At 44.0% G+C, this 24,774-nt stretch carries 27 protein-coding genes; 24 read left to right on the top strand and 3 right to left on the bottom strand.

The window, feature by feature from the left end; genetic code table 11:
* Window positions 1-41: 41 nt before the first annotated feature.
* Entirely contained in the window at window positions 42-668 is a 627-nt protein-coding gene (gene hxlA / locus AC0VZ9_RS25935) for a 3-hexulose-6-phosphate synthase (RefSeq protein WP_009332288.1), read from the top strand.
* A 44-nt stretch (window positions 669-712) separates the two neighbouring features.
* Here the strand turns inward: hxlA and AC0VZ9_RS25930 are convergent, their stop codons facing one another.
* The gene (locus tag AC0VZ9_RS25930; RefSeq protein WP_009332287.1) at window positions 713-1,234 is read right to left on the bottom strand and encodes a DUF2529 domain-containing protein; all 522 of its coding nucleotides are present in this window, start codon (window positions 1,232-1,234) and stop codon (window positions 713-715) included.
* Window positions 1,235-1,452: 218 nt separating this feature from the next.
* Here AC0VZ9_RS25930 and AC0VZ9_RS25925 point away from each other — a divergent pair, with 218 nt between their 5' ends.
* The 9 genes from AC0VZ9_RS25925 to AC0VZ9_RS25885 all read left to right on the top strand — a co-directional run bounded on the left by AC0VZ9_RS25925 (window position 1,453) and on the right by AC0VZ9_RS25885 (window position 10,675).
* Window positions 1,453-1,830 carry a response regulator gene (locus AC0VZ9_RS25925; RefSeq protein ID WP_175502221.1) on the top strand — a complete coding sequence of 126 codons (378 nt, stop codon included), beginning with the start codon at window positions 1,453-1,455 and terminating at the stop codon, window positions 1,828-1,830.
* Between the two features lie 254 nt (window positions 1,831-2,084).
* Window positions 2,085-2,942, top strand: coding sequence for a class II fructose-bisphosphate aldolase (locus AC0VZ9_RS25920; RefSeq protein ID WP_251174319.1), 858 nt, complete (start codon window positions 2,085-2,087; stop codon window positions 2,940-2,942).
* A gap of 192 nt (window positions 2,943-3,134) precedes the next feature.
* Complete coding sequence (fsa, locus tag AC0VZ9_RS25915) at window positions 3,135-3,779, top strand: fructose-6-phosphate aldolase (RefSeq protein ID WP_009332284.1); 645 nt, start codon at window positions 3,135-3,137, stop codon at window positions 3,777-3,779.
* Window positions 3,780-4,311: 532 nt separating this feature from the next.
* Window positions 4,312-5,598, top strand: a complete 1,287-nt coding sequence (locus AC0VZ9_RS25910; protein ID WP_009332283.1) for a UDP-N-acetylglucosamine 1-carboxyvinyltransferase — start codon at window positions 4,312-4,314, stop codon at window positions 5,596-5,598.
* A 166-nt stretch (window positions 5,599-5,764) separates the two neighbouring features.
* Window positions 5,765-6,727, top strand: a complete 963-nt coding sequence (gene glpX / locus AC0VZ9_RS25905) for a class II fructose-bisphosphatase (protein WP_009332282.1) — start codon at window positions 5,765-5,767, stop codon at window positions 6,725-6,727.
* A 403-nt stretch (window positions 6,728-7,130) separates the two neighbouring features.
* Window positions 7,131-8,396: a transcription termination factor Rho gene (gene rho / locus AC0VZ9_RS25900; protein ID WP_009332281.1), complete on the top strand. Its 1,266-nt coding sequence runs from the start codon at window positions 7,131-7,133 to the stop codon at window positions 8,394-8,396.
* A gap of 330 nt (window positions 8,397-8,726) precedes the next feature.
* On the top strand, window positions 8,727-8,939 hold the full coding sequence (gene rpmE, locus AC0VZ9_RS25895) for a 50S ribosomal protein L31 (protein ID WP_009332279.1): 213 nt from the start codon (window positions 8,727-8,729) through the stop codon (window positions 8,937-8,939).
* 203 nt (window positions 8,940-9,142) lie between these two features.
* Window positions 9,143-9,763 (top strand): thymidine kinase, encoded by a 621-nt coding sequence (locus AC0VZ9_RS25890; protein WP_009332277.1) that lies wholly within the window; start codon window positions 9,143-9,145, stop codon window positions 9,761-9,763.
* A 471-nt stretch (window positions 9,764-10,234) separates the two neighbouring features.
* Window positions 10,235-10,675 carry a putative periplasmic lipoprotein gene (locus AC0VZ9_RS25885; protein ID WP_251174316.1) on the top strand — a complete coding sequence of 147 codons (441 nt, stop codon included), beginning with the start codon at window positions 10,235-10,237 and terminating at the stop codon, window positions 10,673-10,675.
* A 30-nt stretch (window positions 10,676-10,705) separates the two neighbouring features.
* On the opposite strand, the gene AC0VZ9_RS25880 is transcribed toward AC0VZ9_RS25885, so the two are convergent.
* Window positions 10,706-11,668 (bottom strand): DMT family transporter, encoded by a 963-nt coding sequence (locus AC0VZ9_RS25880; protein WP_251174315.1) that lies wholly within the window; start codon window positions 11,666-11,668, stop codon window positions 10,706-10,708.
* An 11-nt stretch (window positions 11,669-11,679) separates the two neighbouring features.
* Window positions 11,680-12,333: a GntR family transcriptional regulator gene (locus tag AC0VZ9_RS25875; protein WP_071159486.1), complete on the bottom strand. Its 654-nt coding sequence runs from the start codon at window positions 12,331-12,333 to the stop codon at window positions 11,680-11,682.
* Window positions 12,334-12,548: 215 nt separating this feature from the next.
* Here AC0VZ9_RS25875 and prfA point away from each other — a divergent pair, with 215 nt between their 5' ends.
* From prfA to AC0VZ9_RS25805, 14 genes are all read left to right on the top strand, one after another.
* Window positions 12,549-13,622: a peptide chain release factor 1 gene (gene prfA, locus AC0VZ9_RS25870; protein WP_019380601.1), complete on the top strand. Its 1,074-nt coding sequence runs from the start codon at window positions 12,549-12,551 to the stop codon at window positions 13,620-13,622.
* Window positions 13,623-13,629: 7 nt separating this feature from the next.
* Window positions 13,630-14,484 carry a peptide chain release factor N(5)-glutamine methyltransferase gene (gene prmC / locus AC0VZ9_RS25865; protein WP_475396927.1) on the top strand — a complete coding sequence of 285 codons (855 nt, stop codon included), beginning with the start codon at window positions 13,630-13,632 and terminating at the stop codon, window positions 14,482-14,484.
* 137 nt (window positions 14,485-14,621) lie between these two features.
* A complete protein-coding gene (gene spoIIR, locus AC0VZ9_RS25860; RefSeq protein ID WP_026041616.1) occupies window positions 14,622-15,296 on the top strand; it encodes a stage II sporulation protein R in 675 nt (224 codons plus the stop codon).
* Window positions 15,297-15,467: 171 nt separating this feature from the next.
* Complete coding sequence (gsiB, locus tag AC0VZ9_RS25855) at window positions 15,468-15,848, top strand: glucose starvation-inducible protein GsiB (protein WP_009332264.1); 381 nt, start codon at window positions 15,468-15,470, stop codon at window positions 15,846-15,848.
* Window positions 15,849-16,033: 185 nt separating this feature from the next.
* Complete coding sequence (locus AC0VZ9_RS25850) at window positions 16,034-16,480, top strand: GNAT family N-acetyltransferase (protein WP_019380603.1); 447 nt, start codon at window positions 16,034-16,036, stop codon at window positions 16,478-16,480.
* A 176-nt stretch (window positions 16,481-16,656) separates the two neighbouring features.
* Window positions 16,657-17,700 carry an L-threonylcarbamoyladenylate synthase gene (locus AC0VZ9_RS25845; protein ID WP_009332260.1) on the top strand — a complete coding sequence of 348 codons (1,044 nt, stop codon included), beginning with the start codon at window positions 16,657-16,659 and terminating at the stop codon, window positions 17,698-17,700.
* 111 nt (window positions 17,701-17,811) lie between these two features.
* A complete protein-coding gene (locus AC0VZ9_RS25840) occupies window positions 17,812-18,363 on the top strand; it encodes a manganese efflux pump MntP (protein ID WP_009332258.1) in 552 nt (183 codons plus the stop codon).
* 190 nt (window positions 18,364-18,553) lie between these two features.
* A complete protein-coding gene (locus tag AC0VZ9_RS25835; RefSeq protein WP_019380606.1) occupies window positions 18,554-18,994 on the top strand; it encodes a low molecular weight protein arginine phosphatase in 441 nt (146 codons plus the stop codon).
* Between the two features lie 16 nt (window positions 18,995-19,010).
* Window positions 19,011-20,306: a methyl-accepting chemotaxis protein gene (locus tag AC0VZ9_RS25830; RefSeq protein ID WP_217035419.1), complete on the top strand. Its 1,296-nt coding sequence runs from the start codon at window positions 19,011-19,013 to the stop codon at window positions 20,304-20,306.
* Between the two features lie 104 nt (window positions 20,307-20,410).
* Window positions 20,411-20,851 (top strand): ribose 5-phosphate isomerase B, encoded by a 441-nt coding sequence (gene rpiB / locus AC0VZ9_RS25825; RefSeq protein WP_252245686.1) that lies wholly within the window; start codon window positions 20,411-20,413, stop codon window positions 20,849-20,851.
* A gap of 22 nt (window positions 20,852-20,873) precedes the next feature.
* Window positions 20,874-21,440: a TIGR01440 family protein gene (locus AC0VZ9_RS25820; RefSeq protein ID WP_009332250.1), complete on the top strand. Its 567-nt coding sequence runs from the start codon at window positions 20,874-20,876 to the stop codon at window positions 21,438-21,440.
* A 138-nt stretch (window positions 21,441-21,578) separates the two neighbouring features.
* Window positions 21,579-22,112 carry a sigma-70 family RNA polymerase sigma factor gene (locus tag AC0VZ9_RS25815; protein ID WP_009332248.1) on the top strand — a complete coding sequence of 178 codons (534 nt, stop codon included), beginning with the start codon at window positions 21,579-21,581 and terminating at the stop codon, window positions 22,110-22,112.
* Window positions 22,105-23,100, top strand: a complete 996-nt coding sequence (locus AC0VZ9_RS25810) for an anti-sigma factor (RefSeq protein WP_251174309.1) — start codon at window positions 22,105-22,107, stop codon at window positions 23,098-23,100. The genes AC0VZ9_RS25815 and AC0VZ9_RS25810 overlap by 8 nt, the downstream gene beginning before the upstream one ends.
* A gap of 177 nt (window positions 23,101-23,277) precedes the next feature.
* Window positions 23,278-24,519, top strand: coding sequence for a serine hydroxymethyltransferase (locus AC0VZ9_RS25805; protein ID WP_252245684.1), 1,242 nt, complete (start codon window positions 23,278-23,280; stop codon window positions 24,517-24,519).
* The last annotated feature ends 255 nt before the right edge of the window (window positions 24,520-24,774 follow it).

Here is a 24,774-nt window from a genome sequence, read left to right as displayed (position 1 = left end):
CTTCCTTTTTAAAATACAATTCTAAACGAAGGAGAATAGAAGTGAAAATTCAGCTTGCACTTGACCGTTTAACCGAGCAGGAATGTTTCCGTATTGCAGATGAAACTTGTGAAAATATAGATTGGATTGAGATCGGAACGGGCGTGATTAAAGAATATGGTATGAAGATAATTCGGGAAATGAAGGCTGCTTATCCAGATAAAACAATTGTGGCGGATATGAAAACTTGTGACGCAGGAAAATATGAAGCAGAACAGGCCTTTAGAGCAGGGGCGGACATTATGACTGTGATGGGCTTTTCACATGACAGCACGATAAAACAGGCATTAGAGATTGCAAATACCGCCAATAGAAGAATTATGATTGATTTGCTGGGAGTTCAGGACGCAGAAAGAGTAAAGAGCCTATATGATTTAGGGGCGGACTTATTTTGTCTCCATATAGGAAAGGATATGCAGAAAGAGGGGGCTATAGCAGATCCCGATTTATTTAGCCTGGTAAAAGGGTTAAATGACATAGAGGTTGCTATTGCAGGCGGGATTTCAGAAAAAACAATCGGAGAATTGAAGGACAGTATTGCCGATGTAGTCATTGTTGGAAGTGCCATTACAGGGAATCAAGCCCCAAAAGAAGCTAGCTCGGCAATAAAAAACAACCTACAAAAATGACAGCAGAATCAGCCCTCGAAGTGGGTGCTGATTCTGCTCATCTATTATTCATACTCCGCCAAAATCTCTTCAATCGTAAACTTAATTCCATAATAAACAAATAAAGCAGCCATGGAAGCCGGATAGCCGAAGCGGTTTCCTTCTTCATCAGGCAGAAGCCCTTTAGCAAGCTTTAAATCAATATGGACATCAGCCAAATCAGCGAGATTTTCACTGCTTTCGGTTTTGATGGTGCTCACTGCCACAAAGGGAATTCCTTTTTCGGACAAAGATTTTGCCAGAGCGGCTGCGTCTTCATCATCTGAATGTCTTGAGAAGATGATTACTCTGTCTGTTTCTGAGACTTCCTCATCACTTTTCAAAATCGCTGCATCTCTAAGCGGTTCCTGGCTTTGAACGGCTTCATAGCCGATTGCAGCCATTTCTTTTGTACCATAAATATATATTTTCCCATCACCGGCGGCAGCCTGAGCCAATAAGCGTGCACTGTCCTCGATGGAAAACTCTTCCTTTTCCTGAAGTCTTTTAAACAAGCCTGTCAGCTGGGTAGAAAACATCTTTAGCAAATTATTTCACTCCTTCGGTCACTGCACTTAGAGGTTCTATTATAGTGAAAAGGAAGGGAAAGGTAAAATATTCACATTTGAAATTGCAAATACCAGCAGGAATAATCATGTTTCACAGAGAATTTAGCTGTAGGAGAATGTATAGTTAAGTGACCTGCAGTCATAATTCAGTATTGGTTTTAAACCTAAGTGCTTTTAATACGACAGGAAGAGGTGGCTTGATGAAAGGGAAAATATTAATTGTAGATGATCAGTTCGGAATCCGTATTTTGCTTAATGAGGTACTACAGAAAGAAGGGTACGACACATACCAGGCTGCCAATGGAGTCCAGGCTCTCGACATTGTTTCCAAGCATTCGCCTGATCTTGTTCTTCTCGACATGAAAATACCGGGAATGGACGGGATTGAAATTTTAAAAAGAATGAGAGTGGTGGATAAAGATATCCGTGTCATTATCATGACTGCATATGGTGAACTCGATATGATTCAGGAGGCCAAGGATTTGGGAGCTCTTACTCATTTTGCGAAGCCATTCGATATTGATGACATCAGGGCAGCGGTAAAGAAATATTTGCCTGTGCCTAACTCGAAATAATCCAAAATTAACCGTTTTTAACCTGAAATTCCATCGCTATAAAAATGATAGCGTTTGCTTTATGACAATTAACAAAAACGCTCTGGAATAATGGCTTTTCTAAGTCCTTTTTGGTATGATAACAGATGAATTCCAAAGGATCGTCTTCGTTTAGCGGACTATTTTAAGGGTACATATTCGATAGTGTTAAGGGGAAAACTTTAACAGTATTTAGTCTGACGAACTTAAACGATTATCAATAAGGAGGAAGAAAAATGCCTTTAGTTTCTATGACTGAAATGCTTAATAAAGCAAAATCAGAAGGCTATGCAGTAGGTCAATTTAACTTAAACAACCTTGAGTTTACTCAAGCTATCCTGCAGGCGGCAGAAGAAGAAAAATCACCTGTTATCCTTGGTGTTTCCGAAGGTGCTGCACGATACATGGGCGGTTTCAAAACGGTTGTAAAGATGGTTGAAGGACTGCTGGAAGATTACAAAATTTCCGTTCCAGTGGCTATCCACTTAGACCACGGTTCAAGTTTTGATAAATGTAAAGAAGCAATTGATGCAGGATTCACATCCGTTATGATTGATGCTTCACATGATCCATTTGAACAAAACGTTGAGACTACTTCAAAAGTAGTTGAATATGCACATTCAAAAGGCGTTTCAGTAGAAGCGGAGTTAGGAACTGTCGGCGGACAGGAAGACGATGTTGTTGCTGATGGCGTTATTTATGCTGATGCTAAAGAATGTGAAGAACTGGTAAAACGCACAGGCATCGACTGCCTTGCTCCTGCACTAGGTTCTGTTCATGGCCCATATAAAGGTGAGCCAAATCTTGGCTTTGCTGAAATGGAAGAGATCGGAAGCCTTACTGGTGTTCCTTTAGTTCTTCATGGCGGAACTGGAATCCCAACAAAGGATATCCAAAAGTCTATCTCTTTAGGAACTGCAAAAATCAATGTAAACACTGAAAACCAAATTGCTTCTGCAAAACGCGTTCGCGAAGTATTGGCAGCAGACACAGAAGTATACGATCCACGCAAATACTTAGGACCAGCACGCGAAGCGATTAAAGAAACTGTAATCGGCAAAATGCGCGAGTTCGGTTCTTCAAACAAAGCATAATAAATATCATTGGATAAGAAACCGCTTCTAGATTTAGGGGCGGTTTCCCTGTATTTTATCTGGCGGTTCGCTGAGTGCCAGCTGGGGATTTCTGCTTCCAAATGTAAGGCTTTACAGAATCACAACTTTATTTAATAATACATAGATATCCGCAACAAAAATTATCAAAATATTAAACAAGGTGGGATTATTATGAAGTTTTTCATCGATACAGCAAACATGGACGAAATTAAAGAAGCATATGCCCTTGGAGTAGTAGCAGGGGTAACAACCAATCCATCATTGGTGGCAAAGGAAAAGAATGTATCCTTCCCTGACCGTCTTCGCGAAATCACGGATTTGGTGCCAGGCTCAGTAAGCGCCGAGGTTATCGCCCTTGATGCTGAAGGCATGATTAAAGAAGGAAGAGAGCTGGCAGCGATTGCACCAAACATCACAATCAAGGTGCCAATGACACCCGATGGCCTAAAAGCAGTAAGTGCTTTCTCGAAAGAAGGCATTAAAACAAATGTAACGTTAATTTTCAGTGCAAACCAGGCGCTGCTTGCTGCAAGAGCAGGTGCTACATACGTTTCTCCATTCCTTGGACGTTTGGACGATATTGGCCATAACGGTCTGGATCTCATTTCCACAATCGCAGAAATCTTTGCGATTCATGACATTGATACAGAAATCATTGCCGCTTCCATCAGACATCCTCAGCACGTGACGGATGCAGCATTAAGAGGAGCTCATATTGCGACAGTTCCTTATAAAGTCATCCAGCAATTATTCAACCATCCTCTGACAGATAAGGGAATCGAAGCATTCCTGGCAGACTGGAACTCAAGAGGATAATGGAATCTGCGAAAAAATAACTTTAGGATACTGGCTTTGCTTATTTAATACTTTGAGAGCTGTCTAGCGCAAGCAGCCTACCCCCTCGAGGTGTCGGGGGTGGGCAAGGCGCCTGCGCTTTTCTTGAGCAAAGCCTGCCCCATCATTTGTACCCCGGATTTTAGTGCTTCTCTCTTAATTTTAACTTTTTTTGAATACAATACATGAGATTTGATTTTTCGTGTAAACTATAGGATAAAGATAATGTCGGAATCTGTAAAAAACGAATGGAAAATTGTTCCATGTTCATCTTGCGATGTTGCAAAATGCAGATACATGATAATATGAAAGTGCATATTTTCCCAAAGACTATTTTTCCGATATTAAAAATAGACAGGCCTATTTGGTTTCTTATAGAATCTGGGGCTATTTTCTGGCGGAATTGGTTAGAAAAGTAGTGTGTAGCTTTTGCTGTAAGGGCTATCAATTTTTATAATATTGAAGTCAAATGTCAGCATGAGTGTTTTAACAACGGCTTAGAAGGGAGTTACAAATGGAAAAGCTAATGATTGCAGGCGGATATCCATTAAAAGGAACAGTCCGGATCAGCGGAGCGAAGAATAGTGCTGTAGCATTGATCCCAGCTACCATTTTAGCGGAATCCCCTGTGACAATTGAAGGTTTGCCGGATATTTCGGATGTACAAATTCTAAAAGATTTGCTTGAAGAAATAGGGGGCACTGTCGAATTCTCTGAAAATGATATGACAGTGGATCCCTCTTCCATGATTTCCATGCCTTTGCCGAACGGAAAAGTGAAAAAATTACGTGCTTCCTATTATTTAATGGGAGCGATGCTCGGCCGATTTAAAAAAGCGGTTATTGGACTTCCTGGCGGATGTCATCTCGGACCAAGGCCGATTGACCAGCATATCAAAGGTTTTGAAGCTCTTGGCGCGCGTGTGACCAATGAGCAGGGAGCCATTTACCTTCGTGCCGATGAGCTTCGCGGAGCCCGTATTTATCTCGATGTTGTCAGCGTTGGGGCAACCATCAATATCATGCTTGCTGCTGTCAGGGCAAAAGGCAGAACAATAATTGAAAATGCTGCAAAAGAGCCTGAAATCATTGATGTTGCTACGCTTTTAACCAATATGGGGGCGAAAATCAAAGGTGCCGGCACAGATGTGATCCGCATCGATGGCGTAGACCAGCTGCATGGCTGCCAGCATACGATTATCCCAGACCGGATTGAAGCGGGGACCTATATGATTGTTGGTGCAGCGGCTGGAGAAGGTGTGCTGATTGACAATGTCATCCCCCATCACCTTGAGTCCCTAATAGCAAAGCTGCGCGAAATGGGCGTTCAGGTTGAAACGAACGACGATCAGGTATTTGTCGGGCCAGCTGAAAAAATGAAAGCAGTGGATATTAAAACGCTTGTTTATCCTGGATTCCCAACAGACCTTCAGCAGCCGCTGACTTCTCTGTTAACTGGTGCAGAAGGGACAAGCATGGTTACGGATACCATTTATAGTGCCCGTTTCAAGCATATTGATGAGCTGCGCAGGATGAATGCCAACATTAAAGTTGAAGGACGCTCGGCAATCATCAATGGGCCAATTCAGCTTCAGGGTGCTAAAGTTAAGGCGAGTGATTTGCGCGCAGGCGCAGCACTGGTAATTGCCGGCTTGATGGCTGAGGGAGTTACCGAAGTCACTGGTTTAGAGCATATCGACAGAGGCTATAGCCACCTTGTTGAAAAGCTGAATGGACTCGGTGCCACAATCTGGCGCGAAGAAATGAGCAAAGACGAAATGGAACAAATGAAGAACGCATAATAGAGAAACATCTTGAGATATTGACAGCTGACTGATTTACTTGGGCCAAAGCCTAAGTGACATCAGCAGACAAATATAAATTAAGGCGGGCTTTTGCGGTGCCGGCGGTAATAGCCGGTCTGCATTCGCCATGCTGCCAGCCTTAGAATCTGGGGAGGAAGAATCGATGGAAAGAAGTTTGTCAATGGAATTAGTTCGCGTAACAGAAGGTGCCGCTTTAGCATCAGCACGCTGGATGGGCCGCGGATTAAAAGATGAAGCGGATGATGCTGCTACTTCTGCAATGAGAGATGTATTCGATACTGTGCCAATGAAGGGAACAGTTGTTATCGGAGAGGGCGAAATGGATGAAGCGCCAATGCTTTATATCGGGGAAAAGCTTGGAACAGGCTACGGTCCGCGTGTAGATGTTGCTGTCGATCCGCTCGAAGGCACCAACATCGTAGCATCTGGAGGCTGGAATGCATTAGCTGTTCTTGCGGTAGCTGACCACGGAAACCTTCTGCATGCTCCGGATATGTACATGGACAAAATTGCAGTCGGTCCTGAAGCGGTTGGACAAATTGATATTAACGCTTCTGTTTTGGATAATTTGAAAGCGGTCGCAAGAGCAAAAAACAAAGATATCCAGGATGTTGTGGCTACAGTGCTTAACCGTGAGCGCCATGAGCACATCATCAGCCAGCTTCGTGAAGCTGGTGCCAGAATTAAATTGATCAATGATGGGGACGTGGCTGGAGCCATTAATACCGCATTTGATGAGACTGGCGTTGATATTCTGTTCGGATCTGGTGGAGCACCTGAAGGCGTATTGGCAGCTGTTGCCCTTAAGTGCCTTGGCGGAGAAATTCAAGGAAAACTTCTTCCGCAAAATGACGCAGAGGCTGAGCGCTGCTTGAAGATGGGCCTCGATATTAATAAAGTCCTTCTTATGGAAGACCTGGTAAAAGGCGATGATGCCATTTTTGCTGCAACAGGTGTAACAGACGGAGAGCTTCTGAAAGGCGTACAATTTAAAGGTTCGTATGGTTCGACCCATTCGCTTGTCATGCGTGCCAAATCAGGTACGGTCCGCTTTGTCGAAGGACGCCATAGTCTAAAGAAAAAGCCAAATCTTGTTATTAAATAATTTTCATAAAAGATAGATAAGAAAATGAGAGCTGGCCATCTGCGCCAGCCTGCTCATTTTCATTTCCTTCCTGCTATATTTTCCATCTCAAATTTAGTTATTGATTAATTTTCATATTAAGGGGTAAAATAGAGATTGTTTTTTAAATTGGCTCCAGCGCTTCCCCCCGAGGGTCAGGCAAGGCGCTTACGCATTTCGGAGAAGAGGATGCCTCCAATATCAACTAAAAAACGGACAATAAACCGTTCCATTCCTCGAAACCTTTAATTAAGAACATAATGATAGATTCTTCAGCTATTTTCAGTGCCTCAAGTATCTTTCCCTTTCCTTTCATATAAAGTCCATTATTTGTACAGCTGCATATGGAGGAAATGATTGAAAATTTCAAAAGTGTGGTGTAAAAATGGGTTTAAACATTTCAAGTTTAGAAAATATGAAGCTGAAAGAGCTTTATGAACTTGCCCGTGAATATAAAGTTTCTTATTACAGCAAGTTATCGAAAAAAGAATTGATTTTTGCCATCCTGAAAGCAAGAGCAGAGCAGGAAGGCTACTTTTTCATGGAAGGTGTCCTGGAGATCATTCAGTCAGAAGGATTCGGCTTCCTTCGTCCAATCAATTATTCACCAAGCTCTGAGGATATTTATATTTCCGCTTCCCAGATTCGCCGTTTCGACTTGAGAAACGGAGATAAGGTTTCAGGAAAAGTCCGTCCTCCAAAAGAAAATGAGCGTTATTTCGGCCTTTTGCAAGTTGAAGCCGTAAATGGCGATGATCCGGAATCAGCAAAAGAGCGTGTTCACTTCCCTGGTCTGACTCCTTTATATCCAAACCGCCATATGAAACTGGAAACAGGTACAAGACAGCTGTCTACAAGAATTATGGACCTGCTTGCACCGGTTGGATTCGGGCAGCGCGGTCTGATTGTCGCGCCGCCAAAAGCAGGTAAGACCATGCTGTTAAAAGAAATTGCCAATAGCATTACAACCAACCACCCGGAAGCGGAACTGATTGTTTTATTAATTGACGAGCGCCCGGAAGAGGTAACAGACATCGAGCGTTCAGTTGCAGGCGATGTGGTCAGCTCTACATTTGATGAAGTGCCTGAAAACCATATTAAAGTGGCCGAGCTCGTTCTTGAACGCGCTATGCGCCTGGTTGAGCACAAGCGTGATGTTGTTATTTTGATGGACAGCATTACAAGACTGGCAAGAGCGTATAACCTGGTTATTCCTCCAAGCGGAAGAACACTTTCCGGCGGTATTGACCCGGCTGCATTCCACCGTCCGAAGCGTTTCTTCGGTGCAGCGCGTAACATTGAAGAGGGCGGAAGCTTGACGATTTTGGCAACTGCACTCGTTGACACGGGTTCACGCATGGATGACGTTATTTACGAAGAATTTAAGGGGACAGGCAATATGGAGCTGCACCTTGACCGCTCCTTGGCTGAAAGAAGAATCTTCCCGGCCATCGACATCCGCCGATCCGGAACGCGCAAAGAAGAACTTCTTATACAGAAAGATCATCTGGACAAGCTGTGGGCAATCCGCAAATCCATGTCCGATTCACCGGATTTTGCTGAAAAACTGCTTCGCAAGCTAAGACAGACAAAATCGAACGAAGAGTTTTTTGCTAACTTGGCAGAAGAAATGAAGGCTAAGCGTTCTTAATAACCTTGAATGCTCATGTAGCTATTTAGAAACGCTGTTTATGTTAAGTTTGTTTTCTGCAGTAATCTAAATTATTCTACTGAGTTGGTTGGAGCGAAGGCCCCGGTTCCTTACCGCGGAAAGCAAGTGCCCGCAGCGGAAATCAGCGGACGCCTTTAATAAGCAAAAACAGCATTCTGGAAATTCCAGGATGCGGAATTCGCATATTGCAAAATATACATGGACTTGTTATAATGATGACAGTGTGTTTTTGAAGTTTACGGCAATTCATGATTGCCCGTAATATATAACTCTGTTTCGAATGATTCAGGGCGGAAGGAGATGAAAAGAATGAAATCAGGAATTCATCCTAACTATAAAAAAGCAATGGTGAAATGTGCTTGCGGTAACGAGTTCGAAACCGGTTCTGTTCAAGAAGAGATCCGCGTTGAAACTTGCTCTGAGTGCCACCCATTCTATACTGGACGTCAAAAATTCGCTGAAGCTGGCGGACGTGTTGACCGTTTCAATAAGAAATACGGCATTAAGTCAGAACAAAAATAATAAACAACAAAAACAGGCAAGTTAACTATCTTGCCTGTTTTTTATTGCGAAATAAGCCTTATTGGATATGAAGAACTGTTTTGAGTGGACTTTTTTGCCTTGAAAAAAGCCGAGTATAATACAAATTACAGCTCGACCCTTTCTTCATAAATTAATGATAACAAGCCATTCTATTAGTTAGAACGAGGAAGGAGAGGCCGTTCATGTACGTTATGAATCATCACGGATGGGTGGAAGTCATTTGCGGCAGCATGTTCTCCGGCAAATCAGAAGAACTGATTCGCCGTGTGCGCAGAGCTCAGTTCGCCAAACAGCAAATCGCTGTATTTAAGCCGCAGATCGATAACCGATACAGTGATGAAGCTGTCGTTTCACATAATGGAACTTCGGTCATAGCTAGACCCATTTCCCAGTCTACCGATATTTTTAAATACATTACAGCTGACATTGACTTGATTGCGATTGATGAAGTGCAATTTTTTGATGATGAAATTGTAAAAGTCATTCAGCACCTGGCTGACAGCGGACATCGTGTCATCGCTGCCGGGCTTGACCAGGACTTCCGCGGGGAGCCGTTTGGCCAAATGCCTGCCATCATGTCGATAGCAGAATTGGTTACAAAGCTTCAAGCCGTCTGTGCCGTTTGCGGTTCACCTGCAAGCCGTACACAGCGCCTGATCAATGGAAAGCCAGCTTCATATGATGACCCGGTTATTTTGGTCGGCGCATCAGAAGCATATGAACCGCGCTGCCGCCATCACCATGAAGTTCCCAAGTCGCCAAATGTTCTAGACAAACATAAAACAACCGAGTTTTTATCATAATTTTATACTAAACGATCTCTCTGCCCTGGCATGTTCCGGGCAGTTTTTTTGTTTGCGGGGGTTTTTTATGGTGCAGGAAAAGGAAAACGGAAGGCGAAATTAAAAATTTCGTCATGAGCGGCTCATAAAAATGAAAACGAAGCGAGAAAAGGTCGGCATGACCGCCTCATGAAGCCGAAAAACAGAAGGTAAGCCGGGAAAAGGTCGGCATGACCGCTCCATGAAGCCGAAAAACAGAAGGGAAGCCGGAAAAAGGTCGCCATGAAGGCTTCATGAAGCCCAAAAACCAAAAGGAAGCTGCGAAAAGGTCGGCATGACCGCCTCATGAAGCCGAAAAACGAAAGGGCAGCCGAAAAAGCCGCCATGAACGTTCAAGCCGCTAACTCAAATCCTTCACTACCCCAGCTCTGCCTTATATTGGACTGCACATTCCTCCTAATAGCGGACATGCTATAAAAAGGAGGTGCAGTAATGAAAAAACTTAGTGTTTTCCTTTTGATGCTCGCCTTTATGGCTGGCTGTGCCAACAATCAGGCAACTGAGAGTGAGTATGACCATGAGACCCAGGATGGAGTTTCATTTATAAATAATGATCTGGACCGTACAGAGGACAATGATACATTGGACAGGACGATGAGCGGAGAGCAGAACCCAAACTTTATCAATTTTGACGGCAAACGTCTGGATAATCAGGATGATATCGACCAGGCCCGCAAGGTCGTTGCTGCTCACGAGGGGTATCGCCCGGGAGCTGTTTGGGTAAATGGAGAGGATATGTGGGTGACTGCATATCGACAAGGCAATATGACCCACCAGGAAAAGATTAATTCACAGGCTCGATTGCACAAAGATCTCATTAAAGCTCTTCCGACTTATCACATTGAAGTAAAGGTTCAGGAAGACCGCACATAAAAAAGGCCCTGCTTACCTAGGGCCTTTTTTTTACGCAGCCTTTCTTTTTAATTTTACTTTATTTGAAGTTACATAACTGTGCAGCACCATGCCGATGATCACAAGTGCCATCCCTGTCAAAGAAATTCCAGATGGCAGGGGGCTTGACAGCAGCAGCACTTCGCCGAGAACAGCAAAAAGGACCTCGAGAGACTGGGTTGCTTCCACCGCACCTAGTTTTTGCATATTGCCGCGGACAAGGTCAGTGGCTGCAAAGAAAAGCACCGTGGCAAAGACCCCGGAAAAAAGGGCTACTAAACCGGACTGAGTGACCTGGCCAAAGCTGGGCACTCCGCTTGTTGCCATGGCAGCTGCAGAAAGAATGACCCAGAACGGAAGACTGGCAATTGTCATTCCGAGCACACGCTGGTAGGCATCCAGCCGATTTTCACACACATCCATCATTTTGCGGTTGCCTAATGGATAGGCAAAGGATGCGATAACTAAAGGAATGATTACAAGCATGGTATCCCGAAATGAAATGGAGGAGGCATGCTCGACTTGCATCACAGCAACTCCAAGAAGAATGATCAGGCTCATCATCAGACCGCGAAATGGTACCTTTCCTCTAGCCTTAACAGTTCCTTTTCCAGTTCGATATGCAACGAAAAACAGCGGTGCAAGCAGGGAGCCGGAGATTATCGTAATCTGCCAGGTCCCGGCAATCAGCCAGCCGGGACCATAGGCTGCTGCAAAACATAACGGAGCATAAAATAAACCGAAGCCAACAAAGCTCCATAACAGCCATTGTCCGGGAGTTTTTTTCATCTCAGTAAATAATGGCCGTAAATTCCCTCTGAATGCCACAATGGCACCCAATAGGGGAATCATGAAAAAATAGCGGAGCGATGCACTCCACAGCCAGCTCCCGCCATCCATTTCCATTGCCCGGTTCAAAACAAATGTAAAAGCAAAAAAGAAGGCGGAGCAAACGCCTAATAGAATAGCCTTCATGCGAGTTCACCTCATTTCCCTGTTAAAAGCCCGCCAAGGCTCAGCCAGTTTTCCTCCACCAGTCTGGATGCCAGCTGCTCCTGGCCTTGCCTGCTAGCTTCCATAATTTTTTTGTGCTGTTCAACAGATTTCAGCCCATTCATAGATCCGAATTGAGCAATTTCCAGACGCTGAATTTTGGGCATAATTCTCTTTAATGCTGAGATAATTTCGGGATTATCTGCAGCAGAAAGATAAACCTCGTGGAAGGCTTCATCTGCTTTTACTGCACCAAGAATATCCTGTTTTTTCATAGCGGCCTCCAAATTTTTATTGGCTGCCTCAAGCCTTTTAAAATCACTTGGCACTAAGCGGGGAACGCCAAGCCTGGCACCTAAAGCATGCAGGGAAGCTGCCACAGGAAAGGCGTGGCTGGCACCTTCTTCATTTAGAGGGGTGACTCGGGTTGATGAACCGGGCGTCGATACAACAAGCCCTTCATCCTCAAGCCGTTTTAAGGCTTCCCGGACAGGCGTGCGGCTGATCCCAAAGTCTTCTGCCAGTTCCTTGTCATGAAGGCGCGAACCCGGTTCAAAATCAAGCTGGATAATATTTTTCTTAATTGTTTCGTATACTTCATCTCTAAGGGACAAACGTTTGATGGGTGTAATGTTTTTGTTTTTCATAAAACCAATATATCGGATATCACAAAAATCCGCAATGATTTTTCAGAAAATTTATTAACAGGGAAGAAGTCATCCTTATTCCCGAATGGTTTTGACTGCAACAATCACCTATACTATAATTAGAATGTTATGGAGTTACGGCTTTAAATAAAATGAAACTATACCCCGCTGGGACAATATCCGGCGGTTTGGATAAAAAATTGAGGTGAATGGCTGTGTTTGATCGTCTTCAATCTGTCGAGGACCGTTATGAAAGATTAAATGAGCTTTTGAGCGATCCGGAAATTGTCAATGATCCGAAAAAGCTTCGCGAATATTCAAAAGAACAGTCTGGTATTCAGGAAACTGTGGACACATACCGCGAATATAAAGAAGTGAAAGAGCAGTATCAGGATGCGCGTGCCATGCTTGAAGAGAAGCTTGATGCCGAAATGCGCGAAATGGTAAAAGAAGAATTGTCCGAGCTTGAGGAAAGAAAAGAGGATCTGGAAGCACGTCTGAAAATCCTCCTCATTCCTAAAGATCCTAATGATGATAAAAACGTTATTATGGAAATCCGAGGTGCAGCCGGCGGTGATGAAGCTGCATTATTTGCAGGTGACTTATACCGTATGTACAGCCGCTATGCCGAGACGCAGGGCTGGAAGATCGATGTCATTGAGGCAAGCTCTACGGGCGTTGGAGGCTATAAGGAAATCATCTTTATGATCAACGGAAATGGCGCTTATTCCAAGCTTAAGTTTGAAAATGGCGCACACCGTGTTCAACGTGTGCCGGAAACTGAATCCGGCGGGCGCATCCACACTTCAACTGCAACAGTTGCGGTTCTTCCTGAAGCAGAAGAAGTGGAAATTGACATTCATGAAAAAGATATCCGTGTGGATACATTTGCTTCAAGCGGACCGGGCGGACAGAGTGTTAACACGACGATGTCAGCTGTTCGTCTGACTCACTTGCCGACAGGTACGGTTGTATCCTGCCAGGATGAAAAATCACAGATTAAAAATAAAGAAAAAGCGATGAAAGTTCTTCGTGCCCGTGTTTATGATAAATTCCAGCAGGAAGCACAGGCCGAATATGACCAGCAGCGTAAATCAGCAGTTGGTACCGGAGACCGCTCTGAGCGTATCCGGACGTACAACTTCCCGCAAAACCGTGTAACGGATCACCGCATCGGCTTGACAATCCAAAAGCTTGATCAGATCCTTCAAGGCAAGCTCGATGAGGTTATTGACGCGCTGATCGTTGAAGAGCAATCTGCGAAGCTGGACAGTGCATCCAATGAGTAATCCAACTATGAAAGTATATGAAGCCCTCAACTGGGCTTCTTCTTTTTTAAAAGAGTCAAACCGCGATGAGAATGCCGGTGAGCTGTTATTGCAGCATTTTATGAAGATGACCAGGGCAAGCTTTTTGGCTAATTTACGTGAAGATTTGAATCCGGAAGTCCTGGATGAATTCCAGAAGGCAGTGCAATCACACGCTGCGGGCCAGCCTGTTCAGTATATCATCGGCTCTGAAGAATTCTATGGGCGCGCCTTCCAGGTGAATGAAGATGTACTTATTCCAAGGCCAGAAACGGAAGAACTGGTTTATAACGCTCTGCAGAAGATAAATAAGCTGTTCGGCTCTGTGAATGGACTTGAAATGGCAGACATCGGTACAGGCAGCGGGGCGATTGCCGTTACGATGAAGCTTGAAAAACCGGAATTAAATGTCACGGCCACAGATATCTACGGACCAACCCTTGAACTGGCTGAGAAAAATGCAGAACAGAATGGCGCGGAAATCGATTTTTATAAGGGTGACCTTCTCCAGCCTCTTATTTCAAAAGGGAAGAAATTTGATATCATTCTATCCAATCCTCCATATATACCGGAAAAGGATATCGAGTGGATGTCAGATATAGTTACCGAGCACGAACCGCACCGCGCCCTCTTTGCGGGTGAAGACGGACTGGACTTATACAGGCGCTTCATGGAAGAGCTGCCAGCTGTCATCAAAGACCGTGCCATCATCGGCTTCGAGGTGGGTGCCGGCCAAAGTGAAGCAGTTTCATTACTCCTGAAGCAGGCATTCCCGCAGGCAAATGTGGAAACAGTCTATGACATTAACGGCAAAGACCGGATGGTTTTTGCGGAAATAGAGTAACACAGCCGCCGGCATGGCGGTTTTTTATTAGGTGAGAGGCACTGCATCAGAATACTATAAAAAAATTTAATTTTAATAGTTTAAGATTCTGGCAACCTGTCCACACTGTGGATAGTGAAGGGATGGTGCCGGAAATGATGAATACAAAAACGATTGTGAAATTATATGTACTGATTTTATCCTTAGGAACCATTTTAAGTTTATATATACCGCAAACAGAAGTGACGGCAGATGAGCCGATGGTCATACCAAGTGAGGCAATCAGGCTGCGCATTCTGGCCAACAGCGATAATGAAGAAGACCAGGCGATTAAGAGGAAAGTAAGGGACGCAATAAATGCAGAGATCACTGAGTGGGTGGCAGATTTAACTTCAATCGAAGATGCACGTGAACTGATCCAGTCCAGATTGCCTGAGATTCAAAAGATTGCAGAAGAAGTTGTAGCTGATGAAGGATCTGATCAGAAAGTAAATGCCGACTTTGGAAAAGTCAGCTTCCCGACGAAATTATACGGACAGTTTTTATATCCGGCTGGCGAATACGAAGCGATCTTGATCACTCTTGGCGAAGGAAAAGGAGCCAACTGGTGGTGTGTGCTTTTCCCTCCTCTTTGCTTCCTTGATTTCTCAAACGGTGTGGCTGTAAGCGAAGGCTTTGAAGAAGGAGAAAAGAAGGGAGAAGTAAAAGCAGAAGAAATCGCTGCTGATACAGATTCCGAAAAAGAAACAGCACCTGTTTATACAGAAGAAGATGAAGAACCTGTGGAAGTAAAATTCTTTTTAGCTGAAATATGGGAGAAAATCTTCGGTTAGTCCTTGCTGCAGAGCGAGGTCTTTCTTTTTTAGAATCATTATAAAAACTGGAAATCAAATTACATTTAAGACAAGCATTTAACATCTTCTTTTCATGCGTTTGATTCTACTAAAAACGGATATTTAAAGTAGTGTAACAACAAAACATAAACAAAAAGGAGATGAAAGATAATGGCTAAAAACAACAATAATAACAACGATAAAATGTCTCGTGAGGAAAGAGGACGCATGGGTGGAGAAGCAACAAGCCGCAACCATGATAAGGAATTCTATCAGGAAATAGGCCAAAAGGGCGGAGAAGCAACAAGCCAGAACCATGACAAGGACTTCTATCAGGAAATAGGCCAAAAAGGCGGAGAAGCAACAGCGGAAAATCATGATAGTGAATTCTATCAGGAGATTGGCCAAAAAGGCGGAGAAGCGACAGCGGAAAATCATGACAAGGAATTCTATCAGGAAATTGGACGCAAAGGCGGAGAAGCAACAAGTGAAAACCATGACCGCGATTTCTACGAAGAAATCGGCAGAAAAGGCGGCAACTCGAACGACTAAACCCGCCGCAGAAAAATTGCCATATGATAGTAATATAAACACGGCAGCGGAATTCAAACAGCTGCCGTGTTTTGTTTTACAATAATCTTTCTTTCTCTCACATCCTGAAATATTTTTCAAATCTAGTTCTACTTTTTCTATTTTTTCATATTCATAGAGTGACAATAAGAAAATGGGGTGAAGAAATGGAAACAGGTGTAGTGAGATGTGCTGATGCTTCAGATGTGGAGAATCTGGCATCTTTTCTGGAATCGGCAAACTTAAGTACGGATGGGATAAGGGAAGCAATCGAATATTTTTTGATTATGGAGAGTGATTCCGGGGATATTAAGGCTACCCTGGGAATTGAACCCCATGGAAAGATTGGTCTTTTGAGATCACTTGTGATGACATCCACAGCATCAGAAAAAGATCTATTTATTTTGTTTGAGCAAATATTATTGCTGGCAAGGGATCGGGGCATGGAATCCTTATATCTCGCATCAAATAAAAGAAACTCGCTGGCATTTTTCAGCCTGCTTGGCTTTAAACAGGAAGAAACAGCCCACTTGCCGGAAGTTTTATTCGAGTCGGAGCATGTTAAGCATATCATGACTGTGGATAACTCTTTCTTTTTGAAATTATCCATGTGAATTGTGGGTATCTTGCTAAAGTTATACACAAATCCCTCTTATTTATACACAATTTGTGGATAAGACTTGAGTTATCCAGCTTCTTCTACTATACTTTCCAAAGGAATGTTCAAAAAAATGTCGAAAACATAGGAATTTTGACAGCAAAAAAACATTTTTGGTGAAGGTGGATAACAATGATTACAAAAAGATGGTCGGTGGATAACAGTGTGGATAAAGAAGATAGTTATTCACAGTGTTCACAAGCTGCCGATCTGTTAAAAAAAAATGAAGTGGTCGCTTTCCCCACAGAAACCGTATATGGATTAGGCGGGAATGCGGAAAATGATGAAGCGGTCAGAAAAATATTTGAGGCGAAGGGACGTCCGAGTGATAATCCCCTGATTATTCATATTGCTGACAAAGGCAAGCTTGATGCTTTTGTAACCGAAATTCCGCAAAATGCGCAGGCGCTCATGGATCGATTTTGGCCGGGACCGCTTACGCTCATTTTTAATCTAAAGGAAGGTGTTCTTTCCCATTATGCAACGGCAGATTTATCTACAGTTGCTGTGAGAATGCCTGATCATCCAGTAGCCCTGGCGCTGCTGAATAAAACAGGATTGCCAATTGCCGCTCCAAGTGCGAATCGCTCGGGAAGGCCCAGTCCGACAACGGCTGACCATGTGTGGGAAGACTTGAATGGAAGAATAGCTGGATTAGTGGATGGAGGTCCGACAGGCGTTGGCGTGGAATCCACCGTAGTGGATTGTACAGGTGATGTGCCTGTCATCTTAAGGCCAGGCGGCATTACGAGAGAACAGCTTGAAGAGGCTGTAGGCGAGATCATCGTAGATCCTGCATTAGCGGATGAAAGCCAGGCGCCAAAATCTCCCGGCATGAAATACCGTCACTATGCGCCGGATGCTCCGCTTTATCTAGTAGAAGGAACAAAAGAAGACATCCAGTATTTTGTTGAGGATAAAAAGAAGGAAGGCCTTTCTGTGGGGGTTCTGACAACATCGGAAAACCTGGAATTTTATCGCGCTGATTTTATCTATGCCTGCGGACAGCGGGATAAGCTTGAAACCGTGGCCAGCTCGCTCTATGAAGCATTAAGATACTTCAACACAACAAATGCTGATATTATTTTCTGTGAGATGTTCCCGGGTGAAGGTGTCGGGCACGCAATCATGAACCGCCTGATGAAAGCAGCAGGACACAGGGTCATTAGGAGATAGATAATGAAACCGTTTCGTCATGAGGCGGTTTTTTGTTTTGGAAAACGGTCGGCATTCTAAAACCGTCTGGACGCGCATATGCTGAATTAGCAAGTCCAAGGAGGCGGAAAAATGTCTGTAATGATCGGGGAAATTTTAACACTGGCTCTAATGGCATTCGCATTGGGGATGGATGCCTTTTCGGTAGGTCTTGGCATGGGGATGTACAAACTCCGCCTCAGACAAATAGCAAAAATCGGCATCACCATTGGACTTTTCCATGTATGGATGCCTTTATTGGGAATGATAGCAGGCCGATTTCTATCAAATACATTCGGAGCCATTGCCGGTTATGCAGGCGGGGGATTGCTCCTTTTATTAGGTGTGCAGATGATTTGGTCAAGCTTCAGGGATGATGAAGACAGCTTAATCACCCCTGTGGGCATAGGGCTGATGATTTTTGCCTTGAGCGTCAGCCTTGATAGTTTTTCAGTAGGCCTCAGCCTCGGAATCTACGGTGCCAAAACCTTGCTTGTGCTCGTGTTCTTCGGAGCCGGGGCGACCATCCTCACATGGGCTGGCCTCCTCACTGGCAGGAAGGTACAAAGCTGGATCGGCTCCTACAGCGAGGCGCTCGGTGGTGCCATCCTCCTTGCCTTCGGGGTAAAACTCTTATTTTTATAAAAGTGAGCCTGTGTTTAAATGTTAATATTTTGTGAAAAATGGAAAGGGTGCGGGTCGCCCTTTTTCTTTTTTTGCAAGGGAGCTATAGGTGTTATGGGAATTTTGACTTATAATGTAAGAAAAGTGCAAACTGAAATATTTGAATAAAATTTTATGGTTATAGACCGATATATAAGGAGGGAGTATCTCTGTGACAAAAATATTATTTGTATGTACAGGAAATACTTGCAGAAGCCCGATGGCAGAAGCCATTTTAAAAAGCAAATCGCTCCCGGGTGTAGAAGTGAAATCGGCTGGAGTCTTTGCAGCAGACGGCAGCGAGGCGTCCCCGCATACAAAAAGTGTGCTGGAGGAGCATGGGATACCGCTGCAGCATCAGTCTTCCAGTATGAGTAAAGAGTTAATTGACTGGGCGACCTATATTTTAACAATGACAGCCGGCCACAAAAATACCGTTCTGTCCATGTTTCCTGATGCGGAAGACAAAACCTTCACACTAAAAGAGTTTGCCGGAGCCGCGGGAGATATTATCGATCCATATGGGGGACCGGTTGAGATATATAGAAATACATTTAAAGATCTGACAGAAGCGATTGAACAAATGTTGGATCGCGTAAAGAGACCAGATTAATCAGGGGGACAACATAATGGGGGAGAAAAAGGGCTATAAGTTTGGCCTTAGGAAAAAGCTCGTATTCTTTATCACATCGCTGGCCATCATTACATACACCACAAGTGCCATATTTCTTTACTTTCTATTTCCTGGTATTGAAGAAATGCTTCCATTTGGAGAGGCTGTTTTTACTATTATAACTTTAGGAATGGGTATTTTTTGGTCAGGTGTTCTTGCTTTTTTTGCTGCAGGTTTCATTATCAAACCTTTACAGAAACTTGAAAAAACGGCACTCATGGCTGCCAATGGCGATATCGGCCAGGACGCAGAGCTTTCCAAGTCAGATGATGAAATCCGTTCATTGGGCATTGCATTCAATCATATGCTTTTCAATTTAAGGGATATGGTCCATAAAATTGACGAGAATTTTAGAGAAACGAATGAAAAGGTCATTGCGATGTCTTCCGAGTCTTCAGCAGCTGCAGAGCAGGCAGATTCGATTGCCAGAACCATTAGCGAAATTTCCCAGGGAGCAGATAGTTCTGCGGTTTCCATTCAATCAACAGCTGAATCAATGGAAGATGTCCTGAGAATTGCTCAGGAGGTCCAGGATACAGCAAAAGCATCACAAAATGTTTCCGGCGAAATGGTTCAGGACTTGATGGAATCAAAGAAAGTGATCCATTCACTTATTTCAGGTATAGAAAAATTGGCCCGCGATAATGAGGAATCATTGCAGACAGTGAAGCGCCTTGAACAAAATGCCGTGAAAGTGGAGCAGATTATTCAGCTTGTCGGTGATATTGCAGCGCAGACTAACCTTCTTGCTTTAAATGCTTCCATTGAAGCAGCCCGTGCGGGGGACCATGGCAAAGGGTTCGCCGTAGTCGCTGAGGAAGTGCGTAAACTTGCAGATGAAAGTGCACAGGCAGTGCAGGGCATCTCAGAATTGATAAAAAACATTCAGGAAGAGGTCCGCAATGTTGTTACGCAAATCTCTTATCAAGTGGAGACTGCTAATAATGAAGTGAAAAAGGGGACGAAAACAAACGAAGTGATTGAAGAAATGGCGAAAGTGGTCAATGAAATGGCTGCATCTGTGTCTGCTATTTCAGGCTTGGTTGATAACCAGATGGAGGGAATACAGCTTACATCCACACAATCCCAGGAAGTTGCGGCGATTGCTGAAGAAACATCAGCAGGCGCACAGGAGGTTTCAGCAGCCACTCAGCATCAGACTGCTGTGATTGGAAATGTAGAAAGACTGGCCATCGAGCTTAAAGAACAAGCGGAAAAATTAAATAGCACAATTACTAAGTTTAAACTTTAAGGGAGCCCAAAATGCAGCTCCCTTTCTTTATATTTTCAATGTTTTGTGTCAAAATAAAAGCATAATGTCAAAATTAAGCGGGCTTCAAACAGGAGGGTTTCATAATGAAAATTGCAATTGCATCAGACCATGGCGGACTTAATCTCCGCGAGGAAATCAAAAACCTAATGGATGAAATGAACATTGAGTATGAGGATTTCGGCTGTGAATGCGAAACTTCAGTAGATTATCCGGATTATGCATTGCCTGTTGCTGAAAAGGTAGCAGGAGGGGAATTCGATAAAGGCATTCTGATCTGCGGGACGGGGATTGGCATGAGCATCTCCGCTAACAAAGTGAAGGGAATTCGCTGTGCGCTTGTGCATGATGTATTCAGTGCCAAAGCAACCCGTGAACATAATGACAGCAACATCCTCGCTATGGGTGAACGAGTGATTGGCCCAGGCCTGGCTCGTGAAATTGCAAAAGTGTGGCTTTCAACGGAATTTGAAGGCGGCCGCCATGAAAACCGTGTAGGAAAGATTACAGCTTACGAAACGAAGTGAATCTTCCGAAAGGGTGAGCATTTTGATTGAACAATGGAAAAAAGAACTGGATATAATCATTCGTGAATTTAGCGAACAAGTACTTCTAAGAGAAAAGCATATTATAGTAGTTGGCTGCAGCACAAGTGAAGTGGCCGGGAAAAGAATCGGCACAGCCGGAACGGAACAAGTGGCTGAAATGATTTTTGAACGTCTGGACAAGCTCCACAAGGATACGGGGGCAGCTCTCGCCTTTCAATGCTGTGAACATTTGAACAGGGCACTCGTAGTTGAGAGGGCTGTTGCTGAAGCAAAAAGCCTGGATGAAGTAACCGTCATCCCTCACCGCACGGCCGGCGGCGCGATGGCAGCATATGCCTATGAACACTTCAAAGATCCCGTCATGGTAGAGTTTGTCAAGGCAGATGCGGGAATTGATATCGGCGACACCCTGATCGGCATGCATCTGAAGCATGTAGCCGTTCCGATCAGGACCTCACAAAAATCAGTGGGCGAGGCCCACGTCACCATGGCCAAAACCAGGCCGAAACTGATCGGCGGGGCACGGGCGATCTATGAACGTAAACCAGAAAATGAATCATGCAGTTAAACTCTATGGGTGACAGGCACCTATACCACTTCATCAAACTGGTATAGGTGCCTGTCACTTTTTTTATGGAACGTGTAACATTCAGGAAGGAAGAACGTGTATAAAGTGCAGCTTTTCTTGAGAAAGGGGGAGAAACCGTTGAAAGAAAACAGGCGGGATAGGCTGGATGATTTATATCGGCATTATGCCAGACCGCTTTATTACTATTTATATAAAATGTCAGGCTCCAAGGAAACAGCGGAGGATTTAACTCAGGAAACATTCATTAAGGCAACGATTTCTCTCTCTTTCTATAAACAGGAAGATGTAAGGGCATGGCTATTCAAAGTAGCAAGGAACGCCTATTTGGATGAATGGAGGAAACGGCAGAGGAGAAAGAAGGTTCCTTTTGCCGGCTATTTATTTTCCAGAGATGAAATGACAAGTCCCTATGGGCTGCCGGAGGATGAAGCATTAAATAAAGAATCGAAGAAAAAAGTAGCAGACCTTATGAGCTGCCTGCCGGAACAGTATCGGTCCATTTTATATTTAAGAGAATTTGAGTCTTTTAGCTATAGTGAAATCCAGGAGGCGCTGGATCTATCGGAAAATCAAGTAAAGGTGACACTGCATCGGGCCCGGAAAAAGCTGACACAGCTCGCCGATGAACATTGGAGGGAAAAACATGACTGACTGGAACAAAGACCGCGAAAAGAAAATCATGGCCAAATACCGTTTTACCTTAACATTCAGAGTAATGAGGGTCATCGCTGCCTGTCTGCTTTTGTTCTGGGTTTATATGATGGCCGTGAATATATTATCCGATGCCGCCAATAGTGAAAAGAAGCATGTATTTTACAGCAAGGTAGCTCTTGATTGGAAGCATCCGAATCTATATGAGGATTTTGGTGGTTTTGTTAATAAAGAACTAACACCCTTTCTGACACAGAAAATATCTTATCCGATTTCCAGCCAGATTGGCCGCGAATCTCAAACAATCGGGGAGGTTCACATTGAGAAAAGGCTGCTAAATTCGTATTCAACCTTAAAAATCCAGAAATATAAGCCGCAAAACGAAAACATTTACCGTTTCTCTCTGCCTGAAAATCCGAAAAGCGGAAAAAGGCTATCAGCTGAAGGGAAACCAGGTGTTTGGGCATCTCTTGACAAAATACACGACGGGACTGTGGCGGAAATGGCATTTTCCACACAGTCATTCATGGAACCTGAAGATCTTCTGACCTTGTTAGAGCCCTATGACCTGGAAGTCCTTTGGATGCCGCTCTATACAGGGGAACTGAAGGAATTTCAGACGGGGTATGGAAGCGGAGGCAACTCAATCGAATTAACATCCATTTATGGTCTGACTGGAGGAAGGGAAGCAGGAGAAGATTATATGTCAGAGTCGAAATTGGCTCTTAATGAGGAATTTATGGAAGAAAATAAAAAGTTGATGCTGAAACAGATGGAAAACCTGTTAAAAAATGAATCTCAAAGCTATTATGAAAACTTTTTAGGACTGGATCATCTGAAAGAACGTCATCAATATCTGCAAAAAAACGGCTTCACTGTCTATGGAGCAGTCGTTACCGGCCCGGTAAAAGAGCTATTAAAGCTAAAAGAAGAAAAGCAAATCCGTGCGCCATACCTTGGCGAAGTGGATTATTGGAACTGGGAATAAAAGGATGGTGACAGGCACCTATACCACTTCATCAAACTGGTATAGGTGCCTGTCACTTTTTCGGAAAACATGCTAAAATGAAAAAGAATTTTCACAAAAAGATCGATACATAAAAATGGAGAGCCTTAACAAAGCTTTCCTTTATTAAAAGTGTGTTGGAGAAAAGGGAGGATTCTTATGAAGCATTTAGCACAGCAGGATGAGCAGGTTTTCAAGTCGATTCAGGAAGAATTGGGACGCCAGAGATCAAAGATTGAATTAATCGCTTCTGAAAACTTTGTCAGTGAAGCGGTAATGGAAGCACAGGGTTCTGTTTTAACAAACAAGTATGCTGAAGGCTACCCAGGCCGACGCTATTATGGCGGTTGTGAACATGTGGATGTAGTCGAAGATTTAGCACGTGACCGTGCGAAGGAAATTTTCGGAGCAGAGCATGTGAACGTGCAGCCGCACTCAGGTGCACAGGCAAATATGGCTGTATACTTCACTGTCCTTGAACAGGGAGACACTGTTCTTGGCATGAATCTATCCCATGGTGGTCATTTAACTCATGGCAGCCCTGTTAACTTCAGCGGCGTGCAGTACAATTTCGTCGAATATGGGGTGGATAAAGAAACACATCGCATCAATTATGATGATGTGCTTGAAAAGGCCCGTCAGCATAAACCGAAACTAATTGTAGCGGGTGCAAGTGCCTATCCGCGTGAAATTGACTTCAAGCGTTTCCGTGAAATTGCCGATGAAGTCGGTGCCATGCTGATGGTTGATATGGCTCATATTGCAGGTCTTGTAGCTGCTGGGCTTCATCAGAATCCGGTTCCGTTCGCGGACTTTGTTACAACTACCACGCACAAGACATTACGTGGACCGCGCGGCGGCATGATTCTCTGCAAAGAAGAATATGCGAAGAAAATTGATAAATCCATTTTCCCTGGAATCCAGGGCGGTCCTTTAATGCATGTTATTGCGGCAAAAGCGGTTGCCTTCGGCGAAGCGCTTCAGGAAGACTTCAAAACATTTGCAGGCAATATTATTTCTAATGCCAAAAAGCTGGCGGAAGCATTGCAGGCTGAAGGAATTGACCTTGTATCACAGGGTACAGACAACCATCTGCTCTTAGTTGATCTCCGCTCCCTTGGTTTAACAGGGAAAGTTGCTGAGAAAGTACTTGATGAGGTCGGCATTACAGTCAACAAAAACACGATTCCTTTCGATCCGGAAAGCCCATTCGTGACAAGCGGCATCCGCATCGGAACAGCGGCTGTTACGTCCCGCGGATTTGGCGAAAAAGAAATGCAAGAAATTGCATCCATTATTGCCTTCACACTAAAGAATCATGAAGATGAAGGGAAGCTTCAAGAAGCGGCTCAGCGCGTCGAAGCCTTAACAGGCAGCTTCACTTTATACCCTGAATATTAATCAATCAGCCGGCCACAGCAAGAGGCCGGCTTTTGTATGGTTATATAAGGAAATTTCGAACTTCGAGAACTGTCTGGCGCAAGCAGCCTGCCCCCTCGAGGTTACAAGCTTGTCTAGCTGGGGCTCCAGGGACTCTAGGTCTAAGCCCGTTTCCTTTCAAAGGGAAAAATGGCTTCTTACAGGAACCGTCTTATGCTTGAGGCCCGCAGGTCAAGGAAGGCTTCGTCAGCATAATCCTCGCACGAACAAAAGCGG

It is taken from the genome of Cytobacillus sp. QJM3NY_8 (assembly GCF_056173585.1).
This window is presented reverse-complemented; position numbering and strand designations above follow the sequence as displayed.

Bases quoted from the DNA above. Each gene is read 5' to 3' on its own strand.
- AC0VZ9_RS25920 (WP_251174319.1), top strand. From the start codon at position 2,085: ATGCCTTTAGTTTCTATGACTGAAATGCTTAATAAAGCAAAATCAGAA.
- fsa (WP_009332284.1), top strand. From the start codon at position 3,135: ATGAAGTTTTTCATCGATACAGCAAACATGGACGAAATTAAAGAAGCA.
- AC0VZ9_RS25910 (WP_009332283.1), top strand. From the start codon at position 4,312: ATGGAAAAGCTAATGATTGCAGGCGGATATCCATTAAAAGGAACAGTC.
- glpX (WP_009332282.1), top strand. From the start codon at position 5,765: ATGGAAAGAAGTTTGTCAATGGAATTAGTTCGCGTAACAGAAGGTGCC.
- rho (WP_009332281.1), top strand. From the start codon at position 7,131: ATGGGTTTAAACATTTCAAGTTTAGAAAATATGAAGCTGAAAGAGCTT.
- rpmE (WP_009332279.1), top strand. From the start codon at position 8,727: ATGAAATCAGGAATTCATCCTAACTATAAAAAAGCAATGGTGAAATGT.
- AC0VZ9_RS25890 (WP_009332277.1), top strand. From the start codon at position 9,143: ATGTACGTTATGAATCATCACGGATGGGTGGAAGTCATTTGCGGCAGC.
- AC0VZ9_RS25885 (WP_251174316.1), top strand. From the start codon at position 10,235: ATGAAAAAACTTAGTGTTTTCCTTTTGATGCTCGCCTTTATGGCTGGC.
- AC0VZ9_RS25880 (WP_251174315.1), bottom strand. From the start codon at position 11,668: ATGAAGGCTATTCTATTAGGCGTTTGCTCCGCCTTCTTTTTTGCTTTT.
- AC0VZ9_RS25875 (WP_071159486.1), bottom strand. From the start codon at position 12,333: ATGAAAAACAAAAACATTACACCCATCAAACGTTTGTCCCTTAGAGAT.
- prmC (WP_475396927.1), top strand. From the start codon at position 13,630: ATGAAAGTATATGAAGCCCTCAACTGGGCTTCTTCTTTTTTAAAAGAG.
- spoIIR (WP_026041616.1), top strand. From the start codon at position 14,622: ATGAATACAAAAACGATTGTGAAATTATATGTACTGATTTTATCCTTA.
- gsiB (WP_009332264.1), top strand. From the start codon at position 15,468: ATGGCTAAAAACAACAATAATAACAACGATAAAATGTCTCGTGAGGAA.
- AC0VZ9_RS25850 (WP_019380603.1), top strand. From the start codon at position 16,034: ATGGAAACAGGTGTAGTGAGATGTGCTGATGCTTCAGATGTGGAGAAT.
- AC0VZ9_RS25845 (WP_009332260.1), top strand. From the start codon at position 16,657: ATGATTACAAAAAGATGGTCGGTGGATAACAGTGTGGATAAAGAAGAT.
- AC0VZ9_RS25840 (WP_009332258.1), top strand. From the start codon at position 17,812: ATGTCTGTAATGATCGGGGAAATTTTAACACTGGCTCTAATGGCATTC.
- AC0VZ9_RS25830 (WP_217035419.1), top strand. From the start codon at position 19,011: ATGGGGGAGAAAAAGGGCTATAAGTTTGGCCTTAGGAAAAAGCTCGTA.
- rpiB (WP_252245686.1), top strand. From the start codon at position 20,411: ATGAAAATTGCAATTGCATCAGACCATGGCGGACTTAATCTCCGCGAG.
- AC0VZ9_RS25810 (WP_251174309.1), top strand. From the start codon at position 22,105: ATGACTGACTGGAACAAAGACCGCGAAAAGAAAATCATGGCCAAATAC.
- AC0VZ9_RS25805 (WP_252245684.1), top strand. From the start codon at position 23,278: ATGAAGCATTTAGCACAGCAGGATGAGCAGGTTTTCAAGTCGATTCAG.